The sequence below is a fragment of the Streptomyces africanus genome (assembly GCF_002150735.1).
GTDB lineage: Bacteria > Actinomycetota > Actinomycetes > Streptomycetales > Streptomycetaceae > Streptomyces > Streptomyces africanus.
Window position 1 is genome coordinate 1 of sequence record NZ_MUKA01000540.1, and the last position, 9,119, is coordinate 9,119.

General features: G+C 72.6%; 6 protein-coding genes and 1 pseudogene. 5 read left to right on the forward strand and 2 right to left on the reverse strand.

The genetic code is table 11. The features are described 5' to 3' along the window. Both CCL05_RS41665 and CCL05_RS45465 read right to left on the reverse strand, forming a co-directional pair. On the reverse strand, positions 1–1,080 hold a 1,080-nt coding region (locus CCL05_RS41665), incomplete at its 3' end, for a PucR-like N-terminal domain-containing protein (protein ID WP_086565750.1). A 2-nt stretch (positions 1,081–1,082) separates the two neighbouring features. Further along, entirely contained in the window at positions 1,083–1,235 is a 153-nt protein-coding gene (locus CCL05_RS45465) for a hypothetical protein (RefSeq protein ID WP_010042314.1), read from the reverse strand. Positions 1,236–1,450: 215 nt separating this feature from the next. On the opposite strand from CCL05_RS45465, the gene pgfA reads away from it, so the two are divergent. From pgfA to CCL05_RS41690, 5 genes and pseudogenes are all read left to right on the forward strand, one after another. Beyond that, positions 1,451–2,446 carry a cell envelope lipid trafficking protein PgfA gene (gene pgfA, locus CCL05_RS41670; RefSeq protein WP_086565751.1) on the forward strand — a complete coding sequence of 332 codons (996 nt, stop codon included), beginning with the start codon at positions 1,451–1,453 and terminating at the stop codon, positions 2,444–2,446. Positions 2,447–2,652: 206 nt separating this feature from the next. Then, positions 2,653–3,804 carry a glycosyltransferase family 4 protein gene (locus CCL05_RS41675; RefSeq protein WP_107400589.1) on the forward strand — a complete coding sequence of 384 codons (1,152 nt, stop codon included), beginning with the start codon at positions 2,653–2,655 and terminating at the stop codon, positions 3,802–3,804. Next, positions 3,804–4,604 (forward strand): class I SAM-dependent methyltransferase, encoded by an 801-nt coding sequence (locus CCL05_RS41680; protein ID WP_244204596.1) that lies wholly within the window; start codon positions 3,804–3,806, stop codon positions 4,602–4,604. Before CCL05_RS41675 ends, CCL05_RS41680 begins: the two co-directional genes overlap by 1 nt. Beyond that, positions 4,601–8,728 (forward strand): alpha-(1->3)-arabinofuranosyltransferase, encoded by a 4,128-nt coding sequence (locus tag CCL05_RS41685; RefSeq protein WP_086565752.1) that lies wholly within the window; start codon positions 4,601–4,603, stop codon positions 8,726–8,728. The genes CCL05_RS41680 and CCL05_RS41685 overlap by 4 nt, the downstream gene beginning before the upstream one ends. Further along, positions 8,725–9,119 (forward strand): annotated as a pseudogene (locus CCL05_RS41690) (condensation protein); the annotation flags it as partial. The gene CCL05_RS41685 and the pseudogene CCL05_RS41690, both read left to right, overlap by 4 nt.

Genomic DNA, 9,119 nt, shown 5'->3' on the forward strand with positions numbered 1-9,119 from the left:
CGCGACCTCGGGGGCGCCGCCGCGGGTCTCCAGCCAGGCCAGGAGGGTTTCCGCGAGGCGGCGGCCGTGGGTGGGGCCGCAGTGGGTCAGGGGGGCCAGGCATCTCAGGGTCAGGTCGTCGATGAGTTCCTCGGGCTGGAGGAGGACCAGCGCCTCGGTGTGCTCGGTGCAGTAGAGGACCTCGCCGGAGGGGAGCAGGTCCCGTTCCATCAGGCGTACGGCGGCGTCGGCCCAGCGCAACGACTTGGCCGCGTCGGTGAGCGGGACCGGCGGGCCGATCGCGCCGGACCAGCCGGCCAAGGCCCGGTGCAGGAGTTCGGGGCGGCCTGCCGCGTCCGGCTCGGGCACGACCATGCGGGGCTGCTCGTACTCCATGTCGAGCAGCACGCCCTGCCCGACCGCGGGGGCCATGGCCTCGCGGGCGGGGCGCAGCAGGACACCGACCGCGACCTTCTCGGGTAAGGGCCAGCCGATCCGGGCGGCCCGTTCGGTCAGGGCCTCGGCGGGGTCGCCGCGGTGGTGTTCGGCCAGCAGGAGTTCCATCAGGCGGCGCTGGAGGCGCAGGCGTTCCCCGGCCTGGCGGGCCGCGGCCTCGGCGTAGCCGCGTACGGACTGGTCGACCAGGCCGTCCAGGTACTCGTAGCCCGCGTCGACGAGTTCGTACATCGCCGGGGGCGGGATCTCCACGCGCTGGCCGATGTCGGCGAAGCGGCGCCAGGCCAGGCGTACGCCCATGCGGTAGATGGCCTGGAGGGAGTCGAGCGAGCGGCCGTTGAGGCCCTCGCCGCGGCCGAAGTCCTGGAAGACGCCGGGCGGGACGGTGGGCCGGCCCTCCGAGCGCTCCAGGTGCTGCACGAAGACCTCGATGGCGCGGCGGATGCCGACCAGGGCCATGGGCTCGCCGGAGTCGTCGAGGACGACGGGCAGATGGGGATACTCGCGCTGTATCTCGCAGAGGATCTCCTCGGCGAGCGCGGGCGCCTCGGCCATGGCGATCGCCGCGAACCGGCGCACCTGGAAGCGCGGTACGTCGTGCCAGGCCGAGCGCGTGGTGACGGTTCCGGTGCGGGCGGCCGTCACCGTCAACTCCCCTGCCCGGCCTGCTCGTAGGTGATCAGGGGGGTGTTCGGCTGGTCGGGCGTGGCTTCGAGCAGCGCGACGACGCCCAGCGCGGCGCCCACGGCAAGGGCGGCGGCGAGCGCGACGGTCAGCGCGGCAGCGAGCAGTCTCGACATCGCAGGGTCAGCCTCTCTGTCCGGATTCGCCCGGAGATCGTCCGGAGGTTGTCCCCACCCCGGCATCCCGTCCCTGCCTGTCGCGCCCAGTCTCGACAAGCATTGACACCCCGTCAAGAGCGGCCTACGGTTCCCGGCCCAGCCGTACACGCGCTGTTTCCCGCCGTGCCGGCCCTCTCGTACGTCGAGCCGTCCCAAGCCACTGGAGTGCCCGGATGCGCCGTACAACCTCTCCTTTTTCGCTGGTCCTGCTGGGTCTCGGCACGTTCCTGCTGGTGCTGGCGCCCCTGCTCGCCTGGTACGTCCAGCCGCGTGCCGCGGTGAACCCGACCGACATCGACACGACCGCCGTCTACACCGGCCGCGGCAGCGTCTTCGACACTGACCGGATCGAGACGGTCCCGGACCGGAAGATCACGGTGACCCAGCGGGTGCGTGGCAACGTCGAGGACAGCGAACGCAGCGGCAACGCCGTCTGGGACGTGACGACCACGGTCGACACGGACAAGTCGCTGCCGGCCGCCGACCCGCACGACGCGCTGGAGTTCACGCCGCACCGCTGGGTGATGGACCGCAAGACCACCCGGCCCGTGCACTGCTGCGGCGAGAAGCCGTACATCGAGGGCGAGGCCTATCTGAAGTTCCCCTTCGACGTGCACAAACGCTCGTACCAGTGGTGGGACAACTCCCTCGGCGACACGGTCGTGATGCGGTACCGCGGCACCGCGAAGATCCAGGGCTACACCGGCTACAAGTTCACCGGTTCCGTGCCGCCGACCAGGACCGGCACGCGGATGGTGCCGGGCAGCCTCGTCGACCAGCCGCAGCGGCCGCAGGTGCTGGCCGAGGAGTGGTACTCCAACCACGGCTTCGAGCTGGTCGTCGACCAGGCCACCGGCCGTGTGATCTACGCGCAGACCGGGCCGAGGCGGACCCTGCGGGCGCCGGGCGGGAAGAAGGACGCGGCGGTGCTGCTGGACAGCCGGAAGATCTCCTTCACGACCGCGACGCAGAAGGAGGCCGTGCGGCAGGCGAAGCGCGACAGCGGTCAACTGCGCCTGCTGGGCACGACGTTGCCGATCGGGGCCGGTGTGGCGGGTGTGGTGCTCGCGGCGGTGGGTGGCGTTCTGGTGGCGCGTGGGCGGAAGGAGCCGGAGCAGCCCACTCCGTCCGATACATCCGGTACGCCCCAGCCCACCCTCACGATGTGATGTGGCGTCAGCTCCAACAAAGCCGGAAATTGTCACGCCGGTGAGTAGCCGTGGAGAACGTCCGGGCGAAAACTGTCCAACCCCACCCGAGCACAACCCGTCCACACTCCCCTCCCAGGAAGGGCTCAGGCCCCCCACAGCCAGACCCCCAGAGCCACGCCTTCCCCCACGCTGAGTTCCGCACCCCGAGACGAGTTGGAGCACCCATGCCCCAGCACGTACCGTCCTCGCTGCACCCCGCGTCCCCCAGCGCGGAGCAGCACTTTCCGGCGCTTCCCCCACATCCGCGCCGGATCGTCTTCCTCGCCCATCGCGATCTGGACAACCCGTCCGCCGGCGGCTCCGAGCTGCTGGTCGACAAGCTCGCCGACGGCCTGACCCGGCTCGGCCACCAGGTGACCCTGCTGTGCGGGGGGCCCGCGGCCTTCCGGGACTACCGGGTCGTGTCGGCGGGCGGCCCTTACGGGCACTATCTGCGCGCCCGGTCGGCCTTCGCCCGCCAGGTCGGCGACTGCGATCTGCTGGTCGAGGTGTGCAACGGCATGCCGTACCTGGCGCCGCTGTGGCACTCCGGGCCCACGCTGTGCCTGGTCAACCACGTCCACACCGACCTGTGGAAGATGCGCTTCGGCGGGCCCCTGGCGCCGGCCGCACGGATCGGCCGAAGACTCGAACACTGGGCGCTGACCGGGGCGCAGCAGCGGAGTCTGCTGGTCGCGGTGTCCTCCTCCACCGCGCACGCGCTGCGCGCGATCGGCGTGGAGCGGGACCGGATCCGGGTCGTGCACAACGGGGTCGAGGAGCCGGGCCCGCGGGCCGAGCGCTCGCCCGAGCCGTTGTTCGTCGCCGTCGGCCGGCTCGTCGAGTACAAGCGGATCGATCTGCTGCTGCGGTTGTGGGAGCGGGTACGGCCCGTCACCGGCGGGCGGCTGCTCATCGTCGGGGACGGCCCCGAGCGGGCACGGCTGGAGCAACTCGCCGGGCCCGGAGTGGAGTTCACCGGGTACGTCTCGGAGGCGGAGAAGCACCGGCTGCTCTGCGCGGCCTGGTTGTTGCTGCATCCCTCGGCAGTGGAGGGGTGGGGCCTGGTCGTGACGGAGGCCGCGGCCCGACAGACGCCGACCGTGGCGTTCGACGTGCCGGGACTCAAGGACTCCGTGGTGGATGGTGAGACCGGGGTTCTGGCGCGCGGTGAGTCGTCGTTCGCGGCGGCGTGGTGTGCGCTTGCGTTGTCCGGACATCGGCGGGAGCTGATGGGCAAGGCCGCGCGGGATCGGGCGGCGCGGTTTCGGTGGGACCGGACCGTGCGGCAGTTCCGTGTGGTTGCCGCGGAGGCGGTGAGGGGCTGGGCTCCGTGATGCGTCGTGCGGTCCGCCGTGGCTGGTCGCGCCCACGCGGCGGAGCCGCGAATGTCACAGTCCCGCGCCCCTATGTACACGACCCCTCGTTTCGTAGATCTCTTGCCCTGTTCCGTGCCTTCCTCCACGAGCAGGACGATCCCGAAAACTGTTACTCGCTGCTCGCCCGCGACGCCGCCGATCAGGTCGAGGCGTACGACGGGCCCGTCGCCGGGCGTACCGTCGTCGACGTCGGCGGCGGCAGTGGCTACTTCACCGAGGAGTTCCGGCGACGCGGAGCGCACGCGTTCCTCTTCGAACCGGACCTGGCCGAACTCGGCGAGAAACCCCCCGACTCGGCCGTCGTCGCCGACGGATACCTGCTGCCCCTCCGGGACGGCGTCGCGGACGTCACCTTCTCCTCGAACGTGCTGGAGCACGTGGCCGATCCGGAGACGTTCCTGAGCGAGCTGGCCCGGGTGACGCGGCCCGGCGGGCTGATCTACGTGTCGTTCACCAACTGGCTGTCGCCGTGGGGCGGGCACGAGTGGGCCCCCTGGCACTACTTCGGTGCCGAGCGGGCGCGCGCCCGCTATCTGCGGCGGACCGGCAGGCCCGCCAAGCACACGCTCGGCGAGAACCTGTTCGCGGTGCACATCGGATCCACCCTGCGGCAGGTGCGTGCCCGGGACGACGTCACGGTCGTCTCGGCGCGCTCCCGCTACTGGCCGTTCCTCGCGGAGGCCGTCGTCAAGGCGCCCGGCATCCGCGAGTTCGCCACCTGGAACCTCCTCCTCATCCTGCGGCGGTGTCCTACATGACAACCACGGTCCAGGCTCCTCCACCGGCAGCCGTCCCCACCACCGCGACCGCGGCCGGTCCGCCCGAGGGCCCGCGGTCCCTGCGCTGGTTGCTGGGCTTCTGGGCCGTGGTGTTCGTGCTGTTCCTGGCCGTGCAGCCCGGGCGGCAGACCTTCGACACCAAGCTCGGTGTGACGGTCGACCCGGGTCAGTTCCTCGCCGACCTGGGGCAGTTGTGGCACGACCGGGCCGGGTTCGGCGGGATCCAGGACCAGTACGTCGGCTACCTGTGGCCGATGCTGCCGTTCTACTGGCTGTGCGACCTCGTACAACTGCCGGTGTGGCTGGCGGAGCGGCTGTGGATGTCGGTCGTCGTGTCGGTCGCCTTCTGGGGTGCGCTGCGGCTGGCCGAGCGGCTGCGGGTGGGCAGTGGCGCGTCCCGGCTGCTGGGGGCCGTGGCGTACGCGCTGTGGCCGGTGTTCACGACCGTGATCGGGTCGACGTCGGCCGCCGCGCTGCCCGGCGCGTTCCTGCCGTGGGTGCTGCTGCCGCTGACGAACGAGCGGTACGCCGCCCGGGTCGCGGCCCTGCGGTCGGCGCTGCTGGTGCCGTTCATGGGCGGTGTGAACGCCTCGGCGACGCTGGCGTCCCTGCTGCCGGCCGGACTGTATCTGCTGTCCCGGCCGCCCGGGCCCCGGCAGCGCAAGCTGATCGCCTGGTGGGCTCCGGCCGTGCTCGTCGTGACGGCCTGGTGGTGGGTGCCGCTGCTGCTGCTCGGGGTCTACGGCGAGAACTTCCTCCCCTATATAGAGACGGCGCAGACGACGACGGACACCATGGCGGCGACCGAGGCGCTGCGCGGCGCCGGGAACTGGGTCGCCTATCTGCACTTCGGTGAGGCATGGCTGCCCGCGGGGTGGGCCGTGGCCTCGTCGGTCGTCGTGATCGTGTGCTCGGCGCTCGCGGCCGGGCTCGGCCTCGCCGGACTCGCCCGGCGGGACATGCCCGAGCGGCGGTGGCTCGTGCTGACGGTGCTGGTGGCGGCGCTGGTGCTGCTCGCCGGGTACGGCGGCGCGTTCGGGGCACCGTTCCACGGGGTCGTGCAGGGCTGGCTGGACGGCTGGCTGTCGCCGTTCCGGAACATCTACAAGTTCCAGACGGGCCTGGCGCTGGCGTTCACGCTGGGCCTGGCCCATCTGGCGGGGGTGGCCGCCGAGCCGCGCGGGGCCCGCCCGGTGCGCGGCCGGCGCTTCGCCCCGCTGGTCGCGGCGGTGCTGATCCTGCCGGGGCTGCTGTGGCCGTACCTCAACGGCTCGATCCTCAACCCGGGTTCCTTCCAGAAGCTCCCCGCCTACTGGCAGGCCACGGCCGACTGGCTGGAGAAGTACTCGCCCGACTCGCGCGCCCTGGTCGTCCCGGCGACCGCGCACGGCCTCTACACCTGGGGCTCGCCCATCGACCAGCCGCTCGACGTGCTCGCCGAGTCGCGGTGGGCGCAGCGCGACTACGTCCCGTTCGGCACGCCCGGCAACCGGCGCGCGATGGACGCCGTCGAGCAGGCGCTGATGTCCGGTGCCGAAGTGCCGGGGCTGGCCGACTACTTGAGCCGGGCGGGGCTGTTCTACGTCGTCGTACGCAACGATCTCGACCCGGACCAGATCGGGTATGTGCCGACCACGACCGTCAAGCGCACCCTCGAACAGTCGGGGTACGAGCGGGTGACGGGGCTGGGGCCGGTGATGACCGGCGGGCGGCTCGCGCACGACGCCCCGCTCCAGGTCGAGGGGCTGTACCCGCGGCAGCGGGCGGTGGAGATCTACCGGCCGGCCGGGCAGGACGTGGACCGGCCCGGGCAGGCGGGACTGATGCCGGTCTCCGACACGGCCGTGGTGTCCGGCGGCCCGGAGGCGTTGCTGCCGCTGGCGTCGCGGCTGCGCGGGCGGGCGACCGTCCTGACCGGCGACAACCACCCGGGGCTCGGCACCCCGGCGGTGCAGGTGGTGGGCGACGGGCTGCGGCGCGCGGACACCCGGTTCGGCGTGGTCAACGCCGGTACGTCGTACACGTACACCCGTGACGAGCGCAACGCGCCCGAGGCCCAGCAGGACCCGGGCGAGAAGCCGCGCCAGATCCTGCCGAACGAGGGCACCGAGCACCAGACGGTGGCCGAACTGCGCGGCGCCCGCTCGGTGACGGCCTCCTCGTACGGCAACTGGCTGTTCCATCTGCCGCAGTTCGACCCGGTGAACGCCTTCGACGGCAACCCGGACACCGCGTGGACGGAGGGCGCGCCGGACACGCCGGACGGGCAGTGGCTGCGCATCGGCTTCACCGGCTCCTACGACATGCCGTCCTCCTTCAAGGTGACGCCGCTGCCTCAGGAGAGCGTGCGGGCGGCGGCGACGAAGGTGCGGGTGGAGACGGAGAAGGGCGAGCGGACGAGCTTCCTGCGGCCCAACGGCACGGCGCAGCGCGTCAAGGCGCCCGAGGGCGGCACGCGGTGGATGAAGCTGACGATCGTGGACTCGGTGGAGCGCCGGGCCGGGCTCACCGGCGCGGGCTTCACCGAGATCGACCTGCCGGACGTGCGGGTGACACGGCTGCTGCGGCTCCCGGCGGACGCGAACGACACGACCGCGGACGCCACGGTCGTCTCCCTGCACCGGACCTCCGACCCGACCGGCCTCTCCGCGACCGGCACCGAGGCCGGCCTGCACCGCCGCTTCACGACAGCGGCCGCCGGGACGTACGAGGTGACGGCGAGCGCCGTGCCGGTGCCGGGCGAGGAACTCGACCGGCTGCTGTACGACGTCGCGCCCGAGCAGCAGTCCCGCATCGTCGCCACCGCCGACTCCACAGCGAGCCTCGGCGCGGGCCTCGCGGCACGCAACCTCACCGACGGCGACCTGACGACGGCGTGGATCGCGGGCGACCGGCCGACGATCCACCTGAGCTGGGACGGCAAGCAGCCGATCGGCGAACTGGTCCTGGCGCCCGCGGGCGGCCTGTCCACCCGCGCCTCCCAGGTGCACATCAGCTCCCCGGACGGCGCGACGATCGCCGGCGTCGACGAGAACGGCTGGGTCCGCTTCCCGCCGATCACCACCGACCGGCTCGACATCACCATCACCGAGACCGCCCCGCTGACCCTGCACAACCCGGTCGCCGACGAGGACCTGCGGCTGCCCGTGGGCCTGACGGAGGCCTACCTCCCGGCCCTCGACCAGTACCGCACCCCGCAGCCGGACGGCACCCGGACGTTCTCGCTGCCGTGCGGGAAGGGCCCGGATGTGGCGCTGGACGGCGAGCTGTACCGGACGAGCGCGAAGGGCACCGTACGGGACCTGGTGGAACGGCGGCCCGTCGAGGTGACGCTCTGTCAACGGGACAGGAAGGACGCCGAGGTGGAGCTGGCCTCGGGCGACCACCGGCTGGAGGGCGGCGACGCCGGCCCGCTCGCGCTGACGGACGTCACTCTGACCCGCGGGACGGTCCCGGAGGCCGCCGCGGCCGGGCGTGAGCTGCGGGTCCGGGACTGGCTGGGCGACCGGCGCGAGGTGACGGTCGGCTCGGGCGCCGCCTCGTACCTGACGACGTACGAGAACTTCAACGACGGCTGGAAGGCCACCCTGAACGGCAAGGAGCTCACCCCGCTGCGGCTGGACGGCTGGCAGCAGGGCTGGCGGATCCCGGCCGGCGCGGGCGGCACGGTCAAGCTGTCCTACGAACCGGCCACCACGTACGACGCCGGGCTGATCGGCAGCGGCGCCGGCATCGCGGTGCTGCTGGGCCTGGCGCTCTGGCGCCGCCGCGCCCCCAACCCCGACGCACTGCAACCGGCCCCGCCGCTGCCCGGCCTGTGGCTCGGCACGGTGGCGCTGACGCTGGTCGGGGCCGTGATCGCGGGCTGGCTGGCGCTGCTGGTCCCGGCGCTGGCGCTGCTCGCGGCCCGGCGGCACACGCTGCTGGTGCCGATCGCGTTCGTGGCACTGGCGGCAGCGGGCGTCGCTGCCGCGTTCGGGGCCGGGGAGCCGGTGGGCGCGGGCGACGGCGCGTTCGGCCGCACGGCCCAACTGCTGGCGCTGATCGGCCTGTTCGCGGGCCTGGTGAGTCTGCGCGAACCGGAGAAGGGCGAGCCCGTATGACGACACCGGTACGCATCCCGTTCCCGGTGGTGGACGAGGTGTCCCGGCACTGCCTCCAGGAGGAGGAACCGGAAACGGTCCACATCGAGGTCCACCTCCCCGGTCCCGTCGACCAGCCCCGCCTGCGCAAGGCGTTCACCGAGGCCCTGCACCGGCATCCGCGGATCCTGATGCGGGAGGCGAAAGGGCCGTGGTACCGGCGCCGCTACGAGTGGGAGCTGACGGGCGAACCGGACACGGAGGTGGTGACCTTCACCCCGGCGGGGCCGCGTGCACTGCAGGACGCCAGGACCCGGGCCCTGACGGAGGCTCCACCGCTGTCGATGTCACCGCCGATACGCCTTGAGGTGGTAGAGGCCCTGGCTGCGGGCAGTCGTGCCGCTGGGGCGGC

What these genes read in the sequence shown, in the direction of transcription:
- CCL05_RS45465 (WP_010042314.1), bottom strand. Translation starts at nt 1,235, where the DNA reads ATGTCGAGACTGCTCGCTGCCGCGCTGACCGTCGCGCTCGCCGCCGCC.
- pgfA (WP_086565751.1), top strand. Translation starts at nt 1,451, where the DNA reads ATGCGCCGTACAACCTCTCCTTTTTCGCTGGTCCTGCTGGGTCTCGGC.
- CCL05_RS41675 (WP_107400589.1), top strand. Translation starts at nt 2,653, where the DNA reads ATGCCCCAGCACGTACCGTCCTCGCTGCACCCCGCGTCCCCCAGCGCG.
- CCL05_RS41680 (WP_244204596.1), top strand. Translation starts at nt 3,804, where the DNA reads ATGCGTCGTGCGGTCCGCCGTGGCTGGTCGCGCCCACGCGGCGGAGCC.
- CCL05_RS41685 (WP_086565752.1), top strand. Translation starts at nt 4,601, where the DNA reads ATGACAACCACGGTCCAGGCTCCTCCACCGGCAGCCGTCCCCACCACC.